The 23,318-nt window shown below is 69.8% G+C and carries 15 protein-coding genes and 2 pseudogenes; 8 read left to right on the top strand and 9 right to left on the bottom strand.

Translation table 11 applies throughout. From position 1 onward, the window contains the following. Window positions 1–163: 163 nt before the first annotated feature. The 3 genes from O7633_RS23255 to O7633_RS23265 form a co-directional block, all read right to left on the bottom strand. Window positions 164–985 (bottom strand): SAM-dependent methyltransferase, encoded by an 822-nt coding sequence (locus tag O7633_RS23255; protein ID WP_278131566.1) that lies wholly within the window; start codon window positions 983–985, stop codon window positions 164–166. 316 nt (window positions 986–1,301) lie between these two features. Next, window positions 1,302–2,558 carry a hypothetical protein gene (locus O7633_RS23260; protein ID WP_278131568.1) on the bottom strand — a complete coding sequence of 419 codons (1,257 nt, stop codon included), beginning with the start codon at window positions 2,556–2,558 and terminating at the stop codon, window positions 1,302–1,304. 188 nt (window positions 2,559–2,746) lie between these two features. Beyond that, a complete protein-coding gene (locus O7633_RS23265; RefSeq protein WP_278131570.1) occupies window positions 2,747–5,590 on the bottom strand; it encodes a BTAD domain-containing putative transcriptional regulator in 2,844 nt (947 codons plus the stop codon). A gap of 403 nt (window positions 5,591–5,993) precedes the next feature. Between O7633_RS23265 and O7633_RS23270 the strand changes: the two genes are divergently transcribed. The 8 genes and pseudogenes from O7633_RS23270 to O7633_RS23305 form a co-directional block, all read left to right on the top strand. After that, complete coding sequence (locus tag O7633_RS23270) at window positions 5,994–7,829, top strand: Hsp70 family protein (protein ID WP_278131573.1); 1,836 nt, start codon at window positions 5,994–5,996, stop codon at window positions 7,827–7,829. A gap of 70 nt (window positions 7,830–7,899) precedes the next feature. Beyond that, window positions 7,900–9,783 (top strand): BTAD domain-containing putative transcriptional regulator, encoded by a 1,884-nt coding sequence (locus tag O7633_RS23275; RefSeq protein WP_282323939.1) that lies wholly within the window; start codon window positions 7,900–7,902, stop codon window positions 9,781–9,783. A gap of 50 nt (window positions 9,784–9,833) precedes the next feature. After that, window positions 9,834–10,667: an IS5 family transposase gene (locus tag O7633_RS23280; RefSeq protein WP_229406985.1), complete on the top strand. Its 834-nt coding sequence runs from the start codon at window positions 9,834–9,836 to the stop codon at window positions 10,665–10,667. Further along, on the top strand, window positions 10,664–11,083 hold the full coding sequence (locus O7633_RS23285) for a hypothetical protein (RefSeq protein ID WP_043960814.1): 420 nt from the start codon (window positions 10,664–10,666) through the stop codon (window positions 11,081–11,083). The genes O7633_RS23280 and O7633_RS23285 overlap by 4 nt, the downstream gene beginning before the upstream one ends. A gap of 565 nt (window positions 11,084–11,648) precedes the next feature. Further along, a complete protein-coding gene (locus O7633_RS23290) occupies window positions 11,649–12,110 on the top strand; it encodes a hypothetical protein (RefSeq protein ID WP_278131576.1) in 462 nt (153 codons plus the stop codon). 114 nt (window positions 12,111–12,224) lie between these two features. Then, window positions 12,225–12,794: pseudogene (locus tag O7633_RS23295) on the top strand (transposase family protein); the annotation flags it as partial. Between the two features lie 81 nt (window positions 12,795–12,875). Then, a protein-coding gene (locus O7633_RS23300) for an IS3 family transposase (RefSeq protein WP_282323940.1) occupies window positions 12,876–14,071 on the top strand; the annotation gives its coding sequence in 2 pieces (ribosomal slippage) (window positions 12,876–13,161 and window positions 13,161–14,071; 1,197 coding nt in all). A gap of 33 nt (window positions 14,072–14,104) precedes the next feature. Then, a pseudogene (locus O7633_RS23305) lies at window positions 14,105–15,034 on the top strand (ISL3 family transposase); the annotation flags it as partial. A gap of 69 nt (window positions 15,035–15,103) precedes the next feature. On the opposite strand, the gene O7633_RS23310 reads toward O7633_RS23305, so the two are convergent. The 6 genes from O7633_RS23310 to O7633_RS23335 all read right to left on the bottom strand — a co-directional run bounded on the left by O7633_RS23310 (window position 15,104) and on the right by O7633_RS23335 (window position 23,275). Then, complete coding sequence (locus O7633_RS23310; protein WP_278136322.1) at window positions 15,104–16,309, bottom strand: IS256 family transposase; 1,206 nt, start codon at window positions 16,307–16,309, stop codon at window positions 15,104–15,106. A gap of 193 nt (window positions 16,310–16,502) precedes the next feature. Then, window positions 16,503–17,075, bottom strand: coding sequence for a flavoprotein (locus O7633_RS23315; protein WP_278131578.1), 573 nt, complete (start codon window positions 17,073–17,075; stop codon window positions 16,503–16,505). Beyond that, the gene (locus tag O7633_RS23320; protein ID WP_278131580.1) at window positions 17,075–18,529 is read right to left on the bottom strand and encodes a helix-turn-helix transcriptional regulator; all 1,455 of its coding nucleotides are present in this window, start codon (window positions 18,527–18,529) and stop codon (window positions 17,075–17,077) included. Before O7633_RS23320 ends, O7633_RS23315 begins: the two co-directional genes overlap by 1 nt. Before the next feature lie 147 nt (window positions 18,530–18,676). Next, on the bottom strand, window positions 18,677–19,447 hold the full coding sequence (locus tag O7633_RS23325; protein ID WP_278131582.1) for a thiopeptide-type bacteriocin biosynthesis protein: 771 nt from the start codon (window positions 19,445–19,447) through the stop codon (window positions 18,677–18,679). Window positions 19,448–19,460: 13 nt separating this feature from the next. Continuing rightward, complete coding sequence (locus tag O7633_RS23330) at window positions 19,461–20,537, bottom strand: lanthionine synthetase C family protein (protein ID WP_278131584.1); 1,077 nt, start codon at window positions 20,535–20,537, stop codon at window positions 19,461–19,463. Continuing rightward, complete coding sequence (locus tag O7633_RS23335; protein ID WP_278131585.1) at window positions 20,534–23,275, bottom strand: lantibiotic dehydratase; 2,742 nt, start codon at window positions 23,273–23,275, stop codon at window positions 20,534–20,536. The genes O7633_RS23330 and O7633_RS23335 overlap by 4 nt, the downstream gene beginning before the upstream one ends. Between the last annotated feature and the right edge of the window lie 43 nt (window positions 23,276–23,318).

Raw genomic sequence — 23,318 nt, forward strand, 5'->3', positions numbered from 1 at the left:
GCAGGCCAGTAGCCAGGGAACTGTCGCCCTCGGAAGGCCTTGACCTCCGTCGCGCTCAGCTCGCGGTGAACACACGCAGGAGACTGTGGCGGCCTGACTCTCCCCTCCTCATGATCGGGCCTTCAGTCCGCCCGCAGGCGGACTAAAGGCCGGGTAGGCAGGCCTATGCCTTGCGCGCGACCGCCCCGTACATGGCGATGTCCTTGTCCGCAATCCCTGGGGCCTCGGATCCGTCCGGACGCCACTTGTGGACCTGGACCAGCCCCGGCTCGACGATGTCCAAGCCGTCGAAGAACCGCAGCGCCGTGGCACGGTCGCGGAAGACGAGGGTCTCACCGAGCCTGTTGTACTGCCGTTGGACCTCGGCCAGCGGGATCGGGTCGAACTCGTCGGTCGCGATGGACATCGCCAGGTAGCTGCCCGCCGGCAGCACGTCCAAGACCTGCCGTACGACCTGTAGTGCTTCCGCGTCGTCCTCGATGAAGTGCACGATCGCGATCAGCAGCAGCCCCACCGGCTGGCTCGGGTCGAGGGTCCGCAGGAACTCCGGCGCGGAGATGATCGTCTGGGGATCGCGCATGTCCGCCGCCACGTATGCCGTGCGTCCCTGCGCCGTCCCGACCATCAGCGCACGGGCGTGCGCGAGCACGAGCGGGTCGTTGTCGGTATAGACCACCCGTGCGGCCGGATCGACCGCCTGCACGATCTCGTGGAGGTTCGGTGATGTCGGCAGCCCGGTGCCGATGTCGAGGAACTGCCGGATCCCGCACTCGGCGGCCAGGAAACGCGCCACCCGGTGCATGAAGGACCGGTTCGCCTGCATGTGGACCCGCAACGCGGGCCAGATCCGCAACGAACTCTCGCCGGCCTCGCGGTCGGCGGCGAAGTTGTCCTTGCCACCCAGGATGTAGTCGTAGATTCGTGCGCCGTGCGCCCGGTCCGTTCGCAGATCGATCCTGCGGGCATCGTCGCCACGACGTTCCACCACTGCCTCCGTACAACGATGCCGCCACTCGTGCAGGCGACCCTACACCGGCCATGCGCCACAGCCAGATCCTCTATGGATCGGTCCCACAGTGAGTTCGGTCGACGCGTCACCGCGCGGCGGAATCGCCTGGTGCCCGGATCTGCCGCGATCCGCGCCCCGCCTCCACGCTCGCGCGGAGACGCCCGGCCTTTCGAGGCAATTCGGCGGCGACCAAGGTGGGCTGAGCGAGTGGGCGCTCAGCTCACCTGCGGGCCTTGAGTAAGAGACCGGTCCCTTTCGCGTTTGTCGGGTCGGTCGCGGGCAGCCGTTGAGGTCACTCGCGCTGGCTGTTCTGTCGCGCGGGGCCGAGGTGTCGCCGTGTCCGTTGCCTGGCGATTCCCGGCCGTCTGGGGTAGTCCGGTGGCAGGTAGCGGTAGACCGATCGTAGAGACTTTCCGATTCTCTCGGCGATTCGTTCAGGCTCGATGTCCGGTTCTCGGCGCAGCCAGTAGGCCACCGCTTCCCTAGTCTCCCTGGGGACGTCCGGGACCTCATCGTCGCCAGCAACATCTCTGCCGTCCGCGCCAATCGCTTCGTCCGCTGCGGGCACGGCCTGCGGTGGGACGCTGCTGCGACTCTCGGCTTGCAGGGGCTGCTCGTCCTTGGGATCGGGGACTGGGCTTCGGTCCGGCTCTGGTTCCGAGACCTGCTGCTCATCAGCTGACGTTGCCGCCGTGAGCCAGCTGGACGGTGACGGCGGAAACGAGCGGGGCTCAGGTGCCCGAGGCGCTGGGACGTGACCTTCTCGGCTCAACCAGCGACGGCCTCTGGCGTTGTCGGCTGTGATGATCCGTTTCGGGGTGAGGTCTGCGGCGAGGAGGTTGGTGATTTCGTTGTAGTCGGCGGTGGCGGTGAGGCGGTCGGCGACTTCGTCGAGGTCGTACACCCGGACGGCGATGTCGGCCGTGGTGGTGTCCAGCGCGGCGCGGATCTTGCGGTGTAGCACCTTGGCGATCGCGGCGTTGCGGTGTTCCCGTTCGATGGTGGCGCGGGCGTGGCGTAGGGAGTCGTAGAGGTCGAGGCCGTCTGCTTTGGCGATCGTGCGGGCTCGGAGGGTGATGGCGGGGTGGCGGAGCCAGTGCCCGATCACTTCGTATGCGGGTGGTGTGGGTGGGAGGTTGCCGGTGGCGCGGAGTCGGTCGCGGCGTTGGTTGCCGGCGTGGAGGAGCCAGACGAGGTATCCGAGGGCGGACATGGCGGCGTAGAAGCCGCCGAGGAGGTGGTCGGGGTGGGCGGCCCAGTTGAAGGTCACCGCGCTGGCGGCGATCGCGGCGGAGAGTAGGCGGGAGGCGAGGGCCCGTTCGCCGAGGCGGCGTCTGACGTTGGCGTCGGCCATGACCACGACGCCGCCGAGTTCCAGGGTGGCGACGGCGGGGATCGCGATGATCAGCGGGACGTCGAGGGTTTGGGCGGCGCCGGTGACCTGCCCGATGAGGGCTACGGCTAGGACGAGGGCGTAGAAGGCCTGCCGGGTCCAGGCGGCGCGCCTGACCGCTTTGAGGACGTCGGCGTCGAGGTCGTCGCGGGTCACCGGGACGCCGGTGGGTGTTCGTACGCGCTCCGGCCGGTGATTCGTATCCCGCGACGGAGGCTGGCCGAGGGACGAGGTGGGTCGTGAGGCGGCGCTGTCGCTGGTGACGGGCGCGGCGGTCTCGGTCGAGGTGGTGTCGATGGCCTGACCGGTTGGTGCCGTCACGGGCGAAGGAACGGAGTGCGCCGTCATGATCGGGGTCCGTGGTCGCGGCGGCGCGGGTGTCCGGCGGGTCGGTGGGGTCGCGGGGCGGCGACGAGCTGGTCGGCGAGGGCGAGGGTGGCCTCGCTCGGTTGGGCGTCGATGTCGGCGAGGCGGCGGGTGAGGTCCTGGCGGAGGGCGTGGATGTCGTCGGCGTGTCCGAGTGCGGCGTGGATGCGCATCGCCTGCTGGTACAGCGGTTCGGCGTAGGGGTCGTGGCTGATGGCGGCCTGGATGACGGTGAGGGCTTCGTTCGGGTCTGGTGTGGTGGTGGCCAGGGTGAGGTGGGCGTCGAGGGCTTGGCGGCGGATGCCTTCGCGGTGGGCTTCGATCCATTCGTAGTCGAAGCCGTCGGCGAGGTTGCCGCGGTAGGCGTCGACGGCGCGGCGTAGCGCGGTGAGCCGGTCGGTGTCGGTGGCTCGGTCGGCGGCGCGCAGCGCGGCGCGCATCTGCCACAGGTCCGTGTCGACGGTTTGCCGGTTGAGGGCGTATCGGTGGGTGGTGTGGGTGAGGTAGGTGGCGGGGCCGCCAGTGTGGGCGAGGGCCTTGCGGAGCGCGGACACGTAGGTGTGCAGCCGGTGGGGTGCCTTCGACGCGGGGGCGTCGGGTAGCAGGTCGTCGAGGATGGCGTCCTGGGTCGCTTCGCCGTCGTGGACGGTGAGGTAGACCAGCAGTTCGAGGGCCTTCGCCCGCAGCGGCAGGCTGGTGTCTCTGCCCAGGATGTGTGCCCCACCGAGAACCTGCACCTGCACCCGCCCACCGCGATCACCGGGCTGACCGTCGAGGGCGGTTGATGGGGTGCTCGGGCGGTGGGAGGTCTCGGTGGTCATCGTCGCGCGGTGGTAGGCGGTGAACATCGGTGCGGCGTCGACATCGGGCGCGAGGTCAGCGTCGGCTGCGGCGGGGTCGCTTGCGGTCGGGCGAGGCTGCGTGTCTTGGGCGCTGTCTGTGCTTTCGCCGTTCGCGGTCGGGCGTTGGTGTGGGTGGGGTTGTGTGGCGGTGAGCGTGGAGAGCAGGTCGAGCGTGTCGGTGGCGGTCAGGACGGTCAATCGGCCGGTACCTGCCGGGCGGGTGCTCCGCTGCCCGTTGTCGTCGGCGGTGAACCCGTTGTCAGCGACGCTGATGGTGTCTCCGTAGGGCCAGGTGCCGAGCAGGACGCCGTGGATGTCGAGTCGTTGCCCTTGGGAGAGCACTGCGGCGGTGCGAGCGTGTTCGTGTGCCGCGGCGGCGTCGGCGATGAGCAGCAGGGGCGGCAGAGCTTCGGCCGACGGGTGGGCGTCGCGCAGCGCGGTGACGGTGTCGGCCTCGTGCGTGACGCAGACCCGGGTGCGGTGCAGGATCTGCTCCTCCACCGCGGTGAGGGCGTTGGCGAGGGTGTCGGTGACGACCAGGCCGGGCGTGTCCGCGACGAGGCCGGCTTTGTCATCCAACAGGCTGGCCAGGACCCTGGCCGGAACGATTACCTGGCTGCGGTGCGGCTGCTCCGGTGTGGCGGCGAGTGCGGATACCAGGAGCCCGCGCGCCGCTGCCGGCGCGGCCGGTCCGGTCAGTCCGAGGCCCGACGCCGGCCAGGCCGCGGCCGGTTGGCCAGTCAGCGCGACGGTGGCCGGGCCTGTTTCGGGCAGGTCGATCGGTCCGCTCTGCGACGGTGTGGTCAGGGTTAGATCGGGATCGTCGGGGGAGAGGGCTGCGGTGGTCGTAGCTGGGTCCACCGCCAGGGCGGCCGCAGTCTCGCCCGCATGTGAGGCGTTGCCAGAATCGCTGCTGGTGGGAGGGCCATAAGCAGGCAAAAGGTCGGGCAGCGCGCGGCGGATGAGGGTTAGAACGGCGGGCAGGCGCGGTGGCTGCCGACCGTGCTCCTGGGCGTTCGGGGACGCGTTACGAGGCGGGGTGTAGTGGTGTCTCCGGCGGCTCCACGCGAGAGCGGCGGCGGCCAGCAGCGCGGCGGCGAGCGTCGCCTCGATCCAGCCCCGGTCGTCGAGGGACACGCCGGGCTGGTCGCAGTCCGACCTGTCGGGCCCGGGGGTGGCAGGCGTGACGCGGGTGGTATCAGGTGAGGTCGGCGGGCTGGTGTCCCTGTCCGGTGGCCGTGATGGCGTGCTGGCAGGGGTGGTGTCGGGGGCGGCCGGTGGGGTTGTGGAGGGCGCGGGTGAGGCGGGCGTGTCCGCGTCGGCGGGCAGGCGCAGCCTCCAGCCGGGCCGGATCAGGTCGGGGTCGGTCAGGCTGCCGGTGGCGAAGCGGGTGCCGCGGTTGAGGGAGTAGATGTCCCGCCACCGGTCGGCGTCATCGAGGCGGCGGGCGGCGATCCCGGACAGGGTGTCGCCCCGGCGCACCGTGACGGTGTGCTGCTTCGCTGTCGTCCCGGTGTCGTCTCGGTCGGCCGAAGCCCCGATGGTGCGGGGGCTGCTGTCGGCGTTGGCCGCCGACGGTATGGGGTTGTCCGCGAGATCCGTGGCCGTGACGGCGAGGGCGGGGGTGGTGCCGCTGGCGCCGGCCGTCACGGCGGTGGCGCCGAGCAGCGCCGCGGTCAGGCCCTGCATCGGTCCGGGGAGGCGCAGCTGGCCGAGCCGGCGCAGGCGGTGACCCGCCCGGTGGTGCAAGTGGGTGAGCACGGTGGTGGCCAGCAGCGCCCAGAGTGCCCACCCGGCGGCGAGCGTCAGGACGGTGAGGAATCCCGGGGTCAACGGCTGCCCGAGCCACACCTGGACCTCGTCGCCGTCCGGCCACCGCAGATAGGGACGGCCGAGGCCATACAGAACCAGTGCGGGAGCGCCGATGACGACACCGGCGGTCAGGGTCCTGCCGATGCGAGCGATAGTCCGGATGCTCATGACGTCCCTTCCTGCCGACCGGTGGGATGTGCGGCAACGCAACGCTAGGTCCGGACAGGCCGGTAGGGACGCCTCCGGCGGATCACACAAGCTCACAGCGCCTTACACGACCTCACAGCCGCAGGTCACGACCCCGGCGCGCCCGTGGGCCTCTGCCGACTGCCCGTGCACGGGAAGGCGGGCCGAACGCGGACAGAGCCTCTTCCGCCGTCGTGCTGTCGGCTGCTTCGCCCTGGCATCGCCACGTAAGGCTGGTGCCGCAACGGCAACCGACAGGATCGACGCGCGGGGTCCTCTTACTCGAGGGCCGCCCCGCCCATCGACGTCGTTACGCCCGCGTCAGGCACGTGAAAGTGCTTTTCACGGGTGACGTGAGGATCTTCTTCATGTTTGACTGACTCGCATGTCGGTGCAGGCGCGGCTCGCGATCGACTACGGCTCCGCCAACACGGTGGCGGTGCTGGCGGGGCCTGACGGCCGGTGGACCCCGGTGACCGTCGACGGCGTACCAGCGATGCCCAGCGCCGTGTGGGTCGCCGAGGACACCAGCGTGTGGACCGGACAGCAGGCGTGGCAGGCCGCCGCGCACCAGCCACACCGGTTCGTCCCGGCCCCGCAACGCCTCGCCGAACAGAGCATCGACATCGACGGCCGGCAGGTCGAGGCGACCGACCTGGTGGCGGCCACCCTGCGGCGGATCGCCGAGCACGCCGGGCAGCTGGTCGGCGGGCCGATCGAGGACGTGCGGCTCGTGGTGCCGGCCGGTTGGGGGCCGAGGCGGCGGACGTGGATGCGGCAGGCGGCGCACCGCGCCGGCCTGGGACAGCCCCGCCTGGTCGAGGCGCCGGTCGCGGTAGCCGAACACCTGGTCGCCACCGGCATCCAGATGCCGGTCGGCGCGTACCTGGTGGTCGTCGATGTCGGCGGCGGGGCGGAGGTCACGGTCCTGCGTCGCGGCCCCGCCGGGTTCGAGGTCCTCTCCACCCTGGCCGACCCCGCGGCCGGCGGCGACGCCATCGACCACGCCCTCGCCGCAGCCCTGGCCGGGCAGGGCGACGGCGGCGGGTGGGCGTGGGCGGCGAGCGTGCGGACCGCGAAGGAAGCCCTCGCCCAGCACGCCGCCATCACCGTTCCCCAACCCGCCGGAACGGCGGTGGTCGCGACCAGCGTGATGCTGGAGCAGGCGGCGCGGCCGATCCTGCAGCGGGTCGGGCAGCTCACCGTCGACGCGATCACCGCCGCCGAGCTCACCCCGGCGGACCTGGCCGGGATCTACCTGGTCGGCGGCACCGCACGCCTACCCGCGACCGCCGCCGTGATCGCCGAGCGCACCGGCCTCACCCCGCAGGCCGTCGAGGATCCGATGCTCGCCGCGGCCCGTGGGGCGGCCGACGCGAACACCAACGCGCCTACCGCAGGCAGCGGGGGAGGGCCGGAGCCGCAGGTACCGCCGGCACGGCGGGTGCTGCCCGTCGCGGTGGCCGGGTTCGCGTCACTGGCGATGATCAGCCAGATGCTGCTCACCATCGACTGGCGCGGGGTCTACCCGAACGAGTGGGCGACCCCCTCCTGGGGACAGCTGGCCATGGCGTCGGTGTTCGCGGTCATCGCCTGCCTGTCCGCCGGCACGCTCCTCGGCGCACTGGCCGCCGCCCACAGCCCAGAACACACCAACCGGTCACCCGCAGGAACGGTCAGCCTCGGCATCCTGTCGGCGGTCTCGCTGGGAATGGGCCTGGCCAGCCTCTACGCCGTGGTCGCCGCCCAGTACCTCGGCATGCCGGCCGGCCCGTTCCTACGGTGGGCGCTGCTGCCCGTCACCCCGATCGTCGGCCTCGCCCTCGTCGCCGCGGTCATGGCCGCCCTCCAATGGCGCACCCCACCCGGCGGATGGTCGGCCCTGCTGTCGTTCCCCACCGGCTCCGTCCTCGCCGCCGCGATCGGGATGGGCCTCGTCCAGTACTCCATGACCGCCGACCGGTGGCCCGACATGGTGCTCTTCATCGAAGTCGCCGGCCGCGTCGGCGGCCTACTGATCGGCGTCGGCGCGGTCATAGCCCTGATCCGCCCCTGGCTGCTGCGGCTGGTCATCGGCGCGCCGCTGGCCGTCATCACCGCCGCCATCACGTCGTACCGCATGCTCGGCGTCCTCGCCGGCATCTACGCCACCGCCGTGGCCATGTGGTGGGTGTACCGGCTGTGGACCCGCCTCGTCCGCACCCCGGCAGCCCACCCATGACCGGTGATCACCCCACCGCCACAAGCCGACCCCGCTCGCCTAGGCGGCCCGGCAGGAGAGGGCGGGCAGGGTGAGGTGGCCCCGACAGGTCGCCACCGCGGCAGCACTCACCACCGTCCTGACCTGCCCACCGATCGTGCTCGCCCACACCGTCGGATGGCCCCTACCCACCCGCCCCACACAGGAGCAGCTCCACCAGTGGATCAGCGACCCACTGACCGAGAACACCCTGATCGCCGGCCTGGTTTTGCTCGCCTGGATGCTCTGGGCCCTCCTCGCCGGCATCACCCTCCGCGCCACCGCGACACGACTGATCAAGACGGTCCAGCGGCTGCGGCGGGTACCGCTGCCCACCCCCATGCAGGCCACCGCCACCGGCATGGCCGGCGCCGCCGCCCTCTGGACACCCACCACCACCTCCACCGCGACCATCGACGCACCCACCCCCACCCCGACCACCACCAACCACGAGCAGGCAGCCGTTCCGGGCGTGGACATCCCCGGCGGATGGCTCCCCGCCGACACCGCCCAACAGATCGCCACCGCCAGCGCGCTGGTCTGGCTACGCCGCCGCCGCGCCTACCAACCCCAACCCCCCGGACAACCCCGCGACGACAGCGACCTGACCCCACTACCGTCCACCGTCACCGTCGTCCAAGCCGCCACACCACCCACCACACCACCCACGACCACGCTGGTGTTTCCTGCTGGAGGCATCGGCCTGACCGGCCCCGGAGCCGCCGATGCCGCACGCGGCATCCTCCTCACCACCCTGCTCCAAGCCCTACGCCCCACCGGCCACCCCACCACCCTCGTCACCAGCAGAGATGACCTCCACAGGCTCCTCGGCCCCCACACCCCGACCCTGCACCCCCTACCAGGCCTGACGGTTGCCGACACCCTCGAAGAGGCCATCACCACCCTCACCCAGCCGAACAACCCGTCCGGCACATTGCCGACGCTGCTCACCCACACACCCACCGACCCCACCATCGCCGCCCGGCTCGCCACTGCCCTGACCCACACCGTCGGCGTTGTCATCGGCACCTGGACCCACGGGCCTACCTGGCACGTCAACGCCGACGGACATACCCGCCCCGACACCAGCAGCGACCCGACCCGACTGTGCGTACTCACGGACACCGCCGCCCGCGACCTGCTCACCGTCCTCGCCCCCGCTTCGACCACCCCGCCCGCGACAGCCGTGCCCCGACCACGACCACCCACACCCGCCCCGCCACCCGCGTCGTCCCCGCCGAAACCCCTCAACCTGCAAGTCCTCGGCAACCCCACCCTGCGAGCAGACGGCACGCCAGTGCCCATCCGCCGCAGCGCTGCCCTGCAGATCCTCGTCGCCCTCGCCGCCCACCCCGACGGCCGCACCACCCGCGAACTCGCCACCACCATCTGGCCCGGCCTGGCCCCCCACACCGTCACCCGCCGCCTCTACACCACCCTCAGCGACCTCCGCAAAGACATCACCGCCATTGGCCACCCGAGCCCCGTCGAACACACCAACGACCGATACCACCTCAACCAGCAGCACATCGACGTCGACCTCTGGCAGCTGAACGCCGCCATCGACCAAGCCGCCACCGCCCTCACCGACCCCACCCGCGCCTACCAAACGATCATCGACCACTACACCGGCGACATCGCCGCCCACCACACCTGGCCATGGCTCGACCCCATCCGCGAGAAGACCCGACGACACGTCATCGACGCCCACACCGTCCTCGCCGACCACACACCCGACCCGAACACTCGTCTACACCAGCTTCAAGACGCCCTCCGCCTCGACCCGTACAACGAACACCTCCACCACCAAGCCGCCGATACCCTCACCAGACTCGGCCGAGCCCAGGACGCCCACGCCCTCCTCTCCCGCTACCACCAAAGGCTCAGAGGGTGGTTCGGTAGCTTCCGTCCATTGTGGGTTTGGGCCGGCATGTGAATGTGAGGCGTGGTCGTAACCGGTAGGGCTCCGGCCGCGTTGGGCCGATCATGGGTGAGCGTGCGGCGTATCCGAGCGACCTGAACGATGATCAGTGGGCGGTGGTCGGGCCGTTCCTGCAGGCGTGGAAGGACCGGCACCCGTCGGTGTCGGGGCATCAGGGTCGGTACGAGTTGCGGGAGATCGTGAACGCGATCTTCTACCAGAACCGGACCGGGTGTCAGTGGGCGTACCTGCCGCACGACCTGCCGCCGAAGTCGGCCACCTACTACTACTTTGCCCTGTGGCGTGATGACGGCACCGACCAGGTGATTCATGATCTGCTGCGGTGTCAGGCGCGGGAGAAGGCCGGCCGTCGGGAGGATCCGACCGCGGTGGTGTTGGATACCCAGTCGATCCGGGCGGCGAACCACGTCCCGGCCGCGACGACCGGCAAGGACGCCGCGAAGAAGGTCCCAGGCCGGAAGCGGGGCCTCGCGGTCGACGCCCTCGGGTTGATCATCGCCGTGGTGGTCACGGCGGCGTCGGTCACCGACAACGCGATCGGCATCCGGCTGCTGGACAACGTCCTCGCGCACACCCCGACGGTGACCAAGGCGTGGGTCGACGCCGGGTTCAAGGACGACGTGCAGATCCACGGCGCGATTAACGGTATCGACGTCGAGCAGGTCCTTCGGTCCGACACGACCGCCGGGTTCGTGCCGGTGAAGCGCCGGTGGGTGGTCGAGCAGACCCACGGCACGCTGATGCTGCACCGCCGCCTGGTCCGCGAGTACGAAAGCCGACCGGCCTCGGCGGTGTCCCGCACCTGGTGGGCCTCGACGGCGAACCTGGTGCGTCGGTTGACCGGCACCGCCACCACGTCTTGGCGTTACCAACGGTGACCCAGCCGACGCTGCTGACCCTGCTCACCGAACGCGAAACCGCCGCCGTCCTTGCCGTTGAGCGGCTCCGCACCCAGATCGCCTCCCTCGACGAGCAACTCACCGCAGCCGAGACCGAGGTCGCCGAACTCGCCATCACCCGCAAGACGCTCCTGAGCCTGGGCGGCCCACTCGACACGACGGCACCTGCTGATCCGACCGTCGCCAGCCCCGCCTACCAACAGATCCTTGCCGTATTCCACGCCGGGACCGCGCCGATGCGCGCCAAGGACATCTGCCAGGCCCTCGGCACCGGCGCCACCGCCAAGGACACCGAGAATCTCCGCGCCAAGCTCAAACGCCTCGTCGCCCGCCAGATCCTCACCGAACCCGAGGCCGGACTGTTCACCCTGGCCCCGCCGACGACCTCGGCGTAACCCCACCAGCAGGGCCTCCAACGAACCGCCAAGCCCACACCAGACAAAGGCTCCCAAACCACCCTCTCACGGACACCGGCCTCACGCGGCCCTGACTGAACTCGCGAACCCCTTTGGCGCACGCCGTGACCGCCCCGGCGAGAGCACCTACGGTGCGCCCCACTCAAGTCGCGGGCGTAGCGGCGACTTGACCGATCCGTGCCGCCGAGCGTCACTGACATCCCCGGCCGGCGGCCAGCGAACCCGGCAGCGGCACATCCACGCCATCGTCAGCCCGGCCGTGAGCCTTCCCGACCCGAAGGGAGATGAGGATGCCGCACCGCCGCACGACACCCGGCAGCGTCCACGACGCCCTGCAGTGACCGCTCGCCACCAACGTCGCCCACTGGCAGCCCGCGACTTCCACCGTGCCCAGCACGCGGCCCTATACCCGGTTGCCCAGTTGTGCCTGGCTGACCGGTTGGAGCCGGTCGTCTAACCCCACGCCATACGAGAGAGCGAAGGCTGCCCTCACTGTCGCCGAGCGTGGCACGACGCCACGTACCTCACCCGTTGGAGCCCACCCATGCCCAAAATCAAAGTCGACGTTCAGCTACTGGTCTGGCTAGAGCAAAGACGCGACCCCGACCACACGTACAACGACGTCATCCGCGACGAACTCGGGCTACCCCCGCTCCCACGGCCAGCCCCGCCACCTCCCTCGTGGCCGCCTCTGCTACCCCTGATTCAGGCAGGACTGCTGGAACCAGGACAGAAACTGACCTGGGACCGACCCCGCCGCCGCGAGGTCTTCACCGTGACCGTCAACGAGCAGGGCCACCTGGTGACCGACGACGGCGTCGAATGCGAGACGCCGAACGTAGCCGCCCGAGTCATCGCCGGCTACCCCACCCAAGCCTGGCCACTGTGGCACACCACAGACGGAACATCCCTCGCCGACCTACGCGACCGCCTACCCGCAACGACCAATACCAACCTGGAAGACGGCGGATCGTCTATGCTGCCGCCCGCCGTACACGACGACTGACGACGGTCACGCCGGGTCTGTCAAGTTAACGGCCCTGTCTCACATTCGGTGGTAACGGAGGGTGGCAGGTGTCGTTGCTCCTCCGTGGATGAGCTCAACATACTTGTGCAGACGGTGTTCTCGGGGCTGTCTCCGCTGGTCATCGAGGATGTGGCTGATGAGGGTGAGCGGATCGTGGTTCGGGCCCGGACGCCGCAGGACACCGCGGTCTGCCCGCTGTGCGGGGCCTCGTCGGGACGGGTCCACGGCTATCACTGGCGGACGGTAGCCGACGTTCCGGTCGACGGGCGGCGGGTGGTGGTCCGCGTGCGGGTACGGCGTCTGGTGTGCCCCACGCGCGGCTGCCGCCACACCTTCCGCGAACAGGTTCCCGGGGTGCTAGAGCGTTACCAACGCCGCACGGCCCGTCTGAGCAGGCAGATCAAAGCCGTGGTCAAGGAGTTAGCGGGCCGGGCAGGGGCACGTTTGCTGGCGATACTGACCATGGGCCTGTCCCGTCACACGGCCCTGCGCGCCCTGCTGCGCATCCCGTTGCCCACCGGGCGGACGCCCCGGGTTATCGGCGTGGACGATTTCGCTCTGCGCCGGCGGCACCGCTACGCCACTTTGGTGATCGACGCCGAGACCCATGAGCGGATCGACGTACTACCCGATCGCACCGCCGACACCCTCGAAGCGTGGCTGCGCGCGCGGGAGTTTCCCCCTGGTCCTGGACACTTGAGCCTTGGATCGTGGTGGTCCGGGGAGATCAGGAGTCCCTGACAGATGGTGATGAAGCACTACCCCGCCGAGTTCAAGGCCGACGCGGTCGCGTTGTACCGGTCTCGGCCGGGGGCGACGATCGCGCAGGTCGCTGATGATCTCGGGGTCAATCGGGAGACGTTGCGCAGTTGGGTCCGCGCCGACGATCAGCGTCGGGGCGTGACGGCGGGGCCGGCGGCACCGGCGGCCGGGTCGGTGGAGGACGAGAACGCGGCGTTGCGACGCAGGGTCCGGGAGTTGGAGGAGGAACGGGACATCCTGCGGAAGGCGGCCCGGTATTTCGCCGGGGAGACGCGCTGGTGAACCGCTTCCAGTTCGTCGCCGACCACCAGGCGCGCTACGGCGTGAAGCGGTTGTGCACGGCTATCGGGGTGTCCCGTTCGAGCTTCTACTACTGGCGCTCGACCGCCGAAGCGCGGGCCGCCCGCCATGCCGCGGACGTCGCTCTCGTGGGCCGGATCCGGGCGGTGCACGCCGAACACGACGGCACCTACGGAGCACCACGGGTCACCGCCGAACTCCGCGACGCCGGTCTGGCGATCAACCGTAAACGGGTCGCCCGGGTGATGCGCCGCTTCGGCGTGCAGGGACTGCGACTGCGCCGACGAACTCGTACGACGGTGCCGGACCCGGCCGCGGCGAAGGCGCCGGACCTGATCGGCCGGGACTTCACCGCCGGGCAACCGAACCAGCGCTACGTCGGCGACATCACCTACCTACCAGTCGGTGACCGTGGCTTCCTCTACCTGGCCACCGTCCTGGACCTGCACTCCCGGCGCCTCGCGGGCTGGGCCATCGCCGATCACATGCGCACCGACCTGGTCATCAACGCCCTGCACGCCGCCCGGCGCACCCGGGGCAGCCTGCACGGGGCGATCATGCACACCGACCACGGAGCCCAGTACACCTCCCGGGCCTTTGCCGCAGCCTGCACGGCGGCAGGGGTCCGACAGTCGATGAGCGCTGTCGGCAGCTCCGCCGACAACGCCGCCGCGGAGTCGTTCAACGCCACCTTCAAACGCGAGACCCTGCAAGGCCGCCGCGCCTTCACCGACGAACGCGAAGCACGCCTGACCACGTTCCGCTGGATGCACCGCTACAACACCGTCCGACGCCACTCCCGCCTCGGACAACAACCACCGATCACCTACGAGAAGAACACCCGGCCGACGCCAGCTACGCTCGCCCCAGCCGCATAAACCCCGTGTCCAGGATCAGGGGTCAAGCCCCCGCATCCAGGCGTCGAGGTCGTGTGCCGCGACGGCTCCGCCACCTACGCCGAGGCCATCCGCCGTGCCCTGCCCGACGCGGTGCAGGTCGCGGACAGGTGGCACCTATGGCACAACTTGTGCGAAGCAGCTCTCAGCGAAGTAAAGGCACACAGCACCTGCTGGGCCCCCGTACTGGACGCACCCATCTACAACGGGCCCCGCGCACAGACGACCCTGGAACGCTGGCATCAGGTCCATGACCTGCTCGACCAGGGCGTCGGCCTGCTGGAGTGCGCCCGCCGTCTGCAGCTGGCTCTGAACACCGTCAAACGCTACGCACGAGCCGACCAGCCCGAGCGGATGCTCCGCGTCCCCAAATACCGGGCCGGCCTCGTGGACCCTTACCGCGAACACCTACGCAAACGTCGATCCGAGGACCCCGCCGTCGGCGTCAAGCACCTCTTCGAGGAGATCAAGGCCCTCGGCTTCACCGGCTGCCTCAACCTCCTGCACAAGTACATCAACCAAGGCCGCGCGGACGCCGACCGCAGCCACATCTCCCCGCGCCGCCTCGCCCGGATGATCCTCACCAGGCCCGCCAACCTCAAACCCGAGCACCAGGATCTACTGGCACGGCTCACCGCAGCCTGCCCCGAGATGACCCAACTGGCCGCCGCCGTTGGGGGCTTCGCCGAACTCCTGACGCCTCAGCCGGGAAACGCCGACCAGCTCACGCTCTGGATCACCCAGGCCCGCGCCGTCGATCTACCTCACCTGCACGCCTTCACCAGAGGAATGGAACGTGACCGCGACGCCGTGAACGCCGCACTCACGCTCCCCTACAGCAACGGCCCCACCGAAGGCGTCAACACCAAGACCAAACGGATCGCACGCCAGATGCACGGACGAGCAAGCTTCACCCTGCTCCGCCACCGCATCCTCCTCGGATAACAGCACCCTCCGTCACCACCGAATGTGAGACAGGGCCAAGTTAACGGCTGATCTTGGTTGTTGAGGTGGTCAGTTGTTGGCTGGGGTGAGCCGGCCTTCGAAGGCGATCTGGAAGGCGTTCAAGGGTGCCTTCCAGCGCATGGTCCACCGCCGGCGTCCGGTGCCGGTGGGGTCGAGGCTCATCAACGCCATGTAGACGCACTTGAGCGCGGCCTGCTCGTTCGGAAAGTGGCCGCGGGCGCGGACGGCCTTGCGGATGCGAGCGTTCACGCTCTCGATCGCGTTGGTGGAGCAGATGACCTTGCGGATCTCCACGTCGAAGGCGAGGAAGGGCACGAACTCGGCCCAGGCGTTCTCCCACAGCTTCACGATCGCCGGGTACTTGCGTCCCCAGGTCTCGGCGAACTCGAGGAACCGTTCGGTCGCGGCGTCCTCGGTCGCCGCGGTGTAGACCGGCTTGAGCGCTTTCGCGATCTTGTCCCAGTCCTGGCGAGCCGCGTAACGGAACGAGTTGCGCAGCAGATGCACCACACACGTCTGCACGATCGTGCGCGGCCACACCGTCGCGACAGCGTCCGGCAGGCCCTTGAGCCCGTCACAGACCAGCATCAACACGTCGGCGACGCCGCGGTTCTTCAGCTCGGTGAGCACATGCAGCCAGTGCTTCGCGCCCTCACCGCCGTCACCAGCCCAGATCCCGAGGATGTCGCGATGCCCGTCGACCGTGACCGCCATAACGACGTAGATCGGCCGGTTAGCGACCTGACCATCGCGGATCTTCACGTTGATGGCGTCGATGAACACGACCGGATACACCCTGTCGAGGGGCCGGTTCTGCCACTCCGCCATCCCGTCCATGACCTTGTCGGTGATGGTGGAGATGGTCTGCTTCGACACCTCGGCGCCGTACACCTCGGCCAGATGCGCGGCGATCTCCCCATGAGTGAGGCCCTTGGCCGACAGCGACAGCACCATGTCGTCGACCCCGGTCAGGCGCCGCTGGCGCTTGCGCACGATCTGCGGCTCGAACGTCCCGGCCGCATCGCGTGGAACCCGGACCTCGACCGGGCCGACGTCGGTGAGCACCGTCTTGGACCGGCTGCCGTTACGGGTGTTCCCACTGCCCCGACCGGCCGGGTCGTGCCTGTCGTAGCCGACATGGTCGGTGATCTCTCCATCGACGGCGGACTCGAGGACCCGCTTGGTCAACTGCTGCAACAGCCCGCCCTCACCGGTCAGCTTCAACCCGTCACCACGAGCCCGATCGACCAGCATCGCAATCAACTGCTCATCCGTGACCGCACCCACCGGCCCTGCGGCCGGCTCTCCCACGGTGGTCTCGGTCGCCATCTGGCGTCTCTCCCTTGATCGGTCGATCAGCCGCTATTTGTACAGTCCCCCTTCGGGCGCAATTTCACGATCAAGGCCGTGACCAGCGGGACGTGACGATCGCCCGGGTGCCGCTTGGTCAGAAATCGCAGGCGTTCGCTGCAGTCCCGACGGCTCTGCCGGAGGCAGGTAGTCCGTGAAGTACGTCGAGGATGACTTGCCAGCGGAAGGGCTCATCGTCCTGGGGTGGGCGTAGGACTTGGGTGGGGGTGAGTCGTACGCCGTGGTCGGCGAGTAGTCGCAGGTGGGCGTCAAACGCGGGGTGGCGGGCCAGGGTGGGTTTGACGTAGGGAGAGGCGATGATCGGTAGGCCCGTGCCGAGGGATTCGTTGAGGATGCCGAGGGCCAGGCTGTCGTTGATGCCGGTGGCCCACTTGTTGATGGTGTTGAAGGTTGCCGGGACGACGGCGATGGCGTCGGCGCGTGGCAGGGTGCTGGGTTCGTCGGGGTGGCGCTGTCGGTATCTGACGGGATGCCCTGTTGTGGCGGCCAACTGTTCGGTGGGGAGCCAGGTGTAGGCGGTTTCGGTCGCGATGATGTGCACGTCCCAGCCGTCGCGTTGTGCCGCTTCCACAAGTTCGGTGATGTGCCGGGCTGGCGGAGCGGCGCAGGTCACCAGGTAGAGCAGCCGCGTGTTCGTAGGTTCGGGCATTACGCGGTGATCTCCGCTCGTTCGGCGAGTGCTCGCAGGCCGGGGGTGACGGCGCGGCGTTCACGGGCGAGTAGGTCACCGATCAGGTGGCGTGTTCTGGCGTGCACATGCACCGTCTGGGGGGCGATGCGTTCGGCTTCGAGCAGGTGCAGCACGGCTGCGGGATCGTTGTCGGGTGAGGTGGCGTTGGCCGCTGCGAGGTCGAGGTGGACCTGGGCGCGGCGGCTCATCAGCGCTTTCGGCAGCGATGAGGTGTCGAGTTGTTCGCCGAGATGGATAGCGAGCTGTGGTCGGTCTGTTCGGGCGGCGATGTTGATGCGGTGGATCATGACGTTCGTTGGTCCGAAGCCGGTCCAGAGGTCGTTGCGGTCAGTGCCGATCCATTGGGCTAGGGCGTACGCGTCGTTGAGATGCCGTTCGGCGGTGGCGGGCTGGGCTTGGCGGGCGGCGACCAAGGCTGCGAGCAGGGTCAGTGCTCCCTGAGTCGATAGCGTCCGGGGCCCGTGTGGATGTGGGGTCGCTGCGACGCGGTCAAGGGCCGACAGCACCACTGCCTCTGCGCTGTCGGTGCGGTTTGGCATGGCCAGCAGTGCGGTTCCCACGGAGAATGCCGCTGCGGCGACGAGGGCGGTGTCCTCGGCTTGGTCGGTGGCGATGCGAGCGGCTCGGTCGGCAGCTATCCAGGCGAGGCTGGGGTCGCCGAGTTTGACGGCGACCTTGGAGGCGGCGAGGTTCGCCGCCGAGAGGACGGCAGCGGCTCGGATGCGATGGTTGTCGGCGCAGACGCGGGTCAGGACGTTCGCCTGCTCGATCGTGTCGGGTAGCTCCCGGATCGTCTCGGCGTAGTTGCCACGTTGGTAGAGGCTGTGGATGTGCGCGACCCGTTGACGGACCTCCGGGAGCATGGTCGGGTCGATCGCCTGTTTCGGTTGGTGGGGTGCGAGCAGGTGGTGGCGAAGGTGGGCCAGCAGGCGGGCGGCAGTGCCATTGTCGCCTTCCTCGCGGCGGCCAGCCTCCGTGTCAACGGCTGACGGCTGCCGGTGTCGTGTGGTCGTGAGGTCGGTCTCTGGCCGCTCGTTGTGGTGTTGCTTGTTGCCGAGTTCGCGGTGTTCGCGGGCTGTGGCGTCGTTGGCTGTCATGACCGCCTCGGGTATTGCTCCCCACCGTGCTCGCTGGGCGGCCTCGGCTCTTTGCGTGTTGAACTCGGTGTGGAGATGTCGGTAGGCGTCGTAGGCGGCCAGTAGCTGGCCGTCTGCTTCCAGCAGCGCATCGCAGCGGAGCCAGAAGATCCGGTCGACGACTTGCCTGCCGCGTTCGACCATGGCCAGGGTGCTGCGTGTCGTGTGTACCTGGCGTGCGAGGGCTTGCTGGATGAGGCCTCGCGACGTACGCAGGGCGGCGAGTCTGCGACCGAGATCGTTTCTTGCGTGCTGGAGGTCCTGACGATCGATCATGGGCTCGGCCTTCCGCTTGCATCGGCCCGCGTCGAGCCGATTGTTGCGGTGCTTGGTACACAGCGATTCGACACTATCGGAAGGCGGGCGAGCTGGGCGTGGAGCTGAATCGTATGGCTCGCTGGCGTGGCGGGTAGGACTCCACTTCTATCTCCTGGGCAACGAGGGAGCGCTGCCGAAGATGGCCTCCGTGGCCGCTTGGGCGAGTGTGGCTTGGGTGGTGGCGGGGAGGCCGAGTCGGTTCCAGTGGAAGATCACGTGTTCTGCGATGACTGCGCGTAGGCCGCGGGTGAGCCTGCCTGTCTCGCGTAGGTGTTGGAGGGCGGTTCCGGCGTTGTCGAACCCGGCCTGCCAGTCGTGGGTGTCGCGGGTTGAGCCGAGTAGGAGGTGGCGGACCTTGCCGGTGAAGGCCTCCCAGGTGTGGGGGGTGGTTGGCCGGTTGAGGTGTTCGGCGCGGTGCTGGGCGACGTGGGCCCAGACGTCGCCTTGTTCGTTGAGGTCCAGTCCTGCGGCGCGCATGAGCGCGGTGCACAGGGTCAGTGAGCGTTCCCGACGGTCGACCGGCGGGGTGTGGAGGTAGGTGAGGAGGTGGTGGCTGTCGTGGTGGAACAGTGTGTGGGCGGCGTTCATCGCGTCGGGGCCGCCGAAGGCGTGGATCTCAGGTTCGTAGATGTCGGTGGTCCAGGTGACCGCGTCGGTGAGTAGGCGGTGTACTGGATCGTGGCCGTCATGCGGTGGGGTTGGCAGGTAGCGGATGCGCCAGGCGCCTTTGCGTATGAACCACCAGGAGGTGATGAGCCCGGATGTTTCGGCGGCGGGCAGGATGTGGCGTAGGTGCGGCACGGCGTGTCGCTCGCGTTCCTGGCGGTCCTGTCCGGGATAGGTGATGGTGACCTGCTTCCAGGTGCCTTCTTCCACGGTTGGCCTTTCGTCAGGTGAGTAGGAGGCAGGCGTCCCAGGAGGTGGAGGTGGCTGCGGCTGTGGCGAGGGCGGAGCCGGTGGTCCCGTCGAGGAGCCCGGTGCCTTCTTCCTTGGTGGGATCGGCGTTCTGGTGCAGACGTGCCAGTGGGGTGAGGGATGTCGGTATGAGGGCGTCTGCGGTGATGCGACGGCCGGTGGCGAGCAGCCCGGCCGTGCCGTGACAGAGACTGCGGTCGTGGAGCCGGCGGGTCTGGACGGGGTCGTTGACGCAGGCGGTGAAGGCGGCTTCGGCGCGGCGTTGGCGGATGGTGTCGCGCAGGGCGAGGGCGGCCAGTTGCTGTGCTCGGGCGATGCCGGGGGTGCCGTAGCACCAGGAGGGGCGCAGCGGTTGCCGCTGTGCTGGTGTGCCGTGGTGTAGGTCGGCGAGGGTGAGTGTTTGCGGCCACCAGGCGGCGTCGGTGCTGTGTTGCTGCCAACTGTCGAGCCATCGGCAGATGCGGTGAATCGCGTCAGTATGGCCGGTTACGGTGACGCGGTCGCTCAGGGTCAGGGCGAGGAGCGCGAGCGGGCCGGTGATGCCGTGGGCCATACCGTGGTTAGCGTGGCCTCCGGGTGGTGGCGGCTGGTCGCGGTCGGGGCTGTTGGCGCACCACCAGCCGGGAAGTCCCTTGAGGGGTTCGGTGAGTCGGACCAGGTAGTCCAACACCTGGCGGAGCAGGTCGTGGTCGCCGAGGCGGCGCAGGGCGACACCGAGTCCGGTCAGGCCGCGGATGAGGTCGTACTCGGCGTAGTGCGGCCGCAGGCGGGAGTCTAGGCGGCGGTGGGCTGCGTGCAGCCGCCGTCGGGTCACCGTGGCGGTCCCGGACGCTGCGACCGCTCGTGCGCGGGCAAGGCCTGGGTGGCTGGTCGAGGCGAGAACGAAGGCGAGCGCGGGGGCACCGTAGTAGAGGCTGGCGCCGTCGGCGATGCTGACGCCGTTGGCGGTGGCGTCTCGCAGGGCTGCGTGCGCGGCTGGCCAGTTGCCGGTTTCCAGGTGCAGGAGGGCGACGCCGGCTGCGCCGTCGGCGAGTGACTGGCCGGTTGTCATGTCGTTTCCCGGTGGGTGCGGGCGACGGCGCGGGCCAGGCGCAGGCAGTGCCGCTCGGAGGCGGTGTCGACGCCGATCATCCGGGCGTGGTGCAGGTGCAGCAGGTCGGCCAGCACGTGGTCGAGATCGAGGCCGTCGGTGTGGGCCAGCCTCCGGTAGGTAGCCAACGCCGTGGTGAGGTCGTTGTCTCGGTGGGGGATGCGGGCGCGGTCGAGTTGGGCGGGGTTCAGGCGGGGGCCGCTGCGGTGGGGGACGTGCTCGGTGAGCCAGCGGGGTCCGTCGCCGCCGGTGAATCCGTCGGCGATGGTGATCATCGTGGCGGCGGTGGCGGCTTGCCGGTCGCCGGTTAGCCGTCGTAGGGCCGCGCGGGAGTCAGCGGCGAACACCGCTTCGGCGGCGGCGAGGGCTGGGCCGGTGCCGTGGCGGGTTTCCGGCCGGTATGTGTGCAGGGTGTAGTCGTGCAGGACGCCGTCGTGTTCCAGGCGCTGTGCCCACCGGGCGAGGTCTCTGGCGGTGTCGGCGAACCGCCCCACCCGGTGTTGGGGGATGCGCAGCCGCAGGTGGGGTTCGGGGTCGGGGTACCGCAGAAACCACCAGCCGGCTGGCAGGATGTTGGTGGGCTGGCGGGCGAGATCGGCGAGGATGTCGTCTGGCTGCCCGTACACCCTGGCTTCCAGCCACGGTGACTGGCCGGGTCGGTGCCGCAGGGCCGATACGGCACGGACCGGCCGGGGCGGCGGGGCGGCCGGCGGCGCGGCGGTGAGGGTGAGTAGGAGTTCGGCGGGCCTGCCACCGATCCAGCCCGCCGGGCCCGGGGCCTCGGTGAGGATGGTGCGGGCATGTCGGGCGAGGTGCGTGCGTAGTACTGCCAGGTGGGCGTCGTCGTCCAGGTCTAGACGCAGCCGCACGTCGTCGTCTCCCACTAGGACCTCGCCGGGGATGCGGTGCCGGTCACGGTGTCGCAGCCATGTGTCGCGCCACTCCGGCCACGGCGCAGTACGGGCAAGAGCTGATCGGTCGATGGCCCAGCGGGCGGGGTGCAGGACGCTGCGTCCGTGGCGAACGCGTGGCAGGAACGGCAGGCCGTGGGCGTGGCCCCAGTCGAATCTGCTGCACGGAGCCGACCACGCCGTCCAGATCTCGGTCAGGAACCGCAGCAAGGGCTGTTGGAGACCGGGTAACAGCACGCTGTTGAGCAGCAACGGCTCGATCGGTCGGCCGGTCGTGCGCGACACCAACCAGAGTCGTTGGCCGTCGCCGGTCACGGCGAGGTCCGCGACGATGTAGGGCGGATCGGGGTGGAAGTCCCCGACCGGCAGGACCGGCAGCAGTTTCGGGGTCCGGGCTAGCGGGGTCAGGCGAGCGTCCAGTGGCGGGCCGGACAGCTGTGTCACGTGCGCGCCGGGCAGGACGGTCGGTAGGCGCTGGTAGACCTGCTGCCACGATGCCAGCTCGGCGTTGGTGAGCAGGTGGAGGAAACGGCCGGAGGCGGCACCGGCGTGGCGGGATCCGCTGACCACGGTCAAGGTGAACGCGCCTCGGTCCAAGTCGCGTGGGGTATCGGCGGCGAGGGTGAACCGTAGCTCGGTGTGCGGCATCAGCGGTCGGTCGTCGCTGCGAAGGCGGCCGATCAGCTCGTCGTCGAGGACGATCTCCGCGCAGTCGTTCAGCGCGGACTGCTGGGCGAGCTGCGTGAGCAGGCGGTCTCGGGTGGTGAACACCGCGGGTACGCGTCGGGTCGAACCCCGGTATCCGGCGGGAAAGCCCAGGACGTTCAGCACGTCGCGTACCGGAACGGCCGCGCCCGGACCCCACCGTTCGATGAACGCTGCGTGGTACTCCGCCCATCCGGCATGGGGTGGTGCCATCGCCGCTAGCGTCGACGCGGCCCGGCCCGCCTCACGCAGCACCGCCGGGGGCAGCGTCACCGAGGCGTCGATCCGCAGATCGACCGCGACGCGATCGCCGGGGTCGGGTAGCGCGAGGTGGCGGGCCAGGTACGTGGCCGGGTCGGTGACGGTCATCGCCGGCCGCAGCGCGGACAGAAGGACACCCGCCCGTACCAGCGAGGCCAGCAGGCGTTCGGTCACGCCGACCTCGGTGAGAGTCGCCCCGGCGATCCGGGTGGCGAGCTCGGCGAACCGCAGCGGGGACGTCGCCGCTTCGAGCGCCGCCTGGATTGGCCCGGTCAGGCGAATCTCCACATCCCACCGGCGGTCGCCGTCGGCGCGGGCGCAGGGCAGCACCCACCTGTCGCCGCGGCGGTAGCCCAACGAGTTCGTCACCACCGCGACGTCGCGCAGCAGGGCCAGGTCCTGCTCGGCCCGCGCGGTGTGGCCGGCGACGAACTGCCCGTCAGGTCGAGGAACTTCGTGATGCGCCTCGCCCCAGCGGACCGACGCGCGGGCACCGCACTCGACCGGAGCGACGCCGGCGAAGGTTCCGAACGGGGTCGCGCGGGTGGTCCATCTCAGCAGGTACCGAACAGCCGACTCGACCACCCGTCGCAGTCGGCACAGGGAGACCGGTTCGCCGGCCACGGCCTGGGTGATCTGCTCGGCCAGCTGCGGTGTGGCCCCAGCGACGGCGACGGCGAACCCGGGTAGCGCCCATGCCGTCGTCAGCCACTCGCGCCACCGCTCGGGCTGGTCGGACGTCAGGTCGGGCCATGCGGGAAGGGCCATACCGCTCGGGTAGGCGGCGGCTCTGATCAGCGCCGCACCAGCCATGGAGAACATGACGCACCCTCGAAACCGGGGGCCCGGCGTTGACCAACGCCGG

The sequence above is a fragment of the Micromonospora sp. WMMD712 genome (genome assembly GCF_029581295.1).
GTDB classification, from domain to species: Bacteria; Actinomycetota; Actinomycetes; order Mycobacteriales; family Micromonosporaceae; genus Micromonospora; species Micromonospora carbonacea.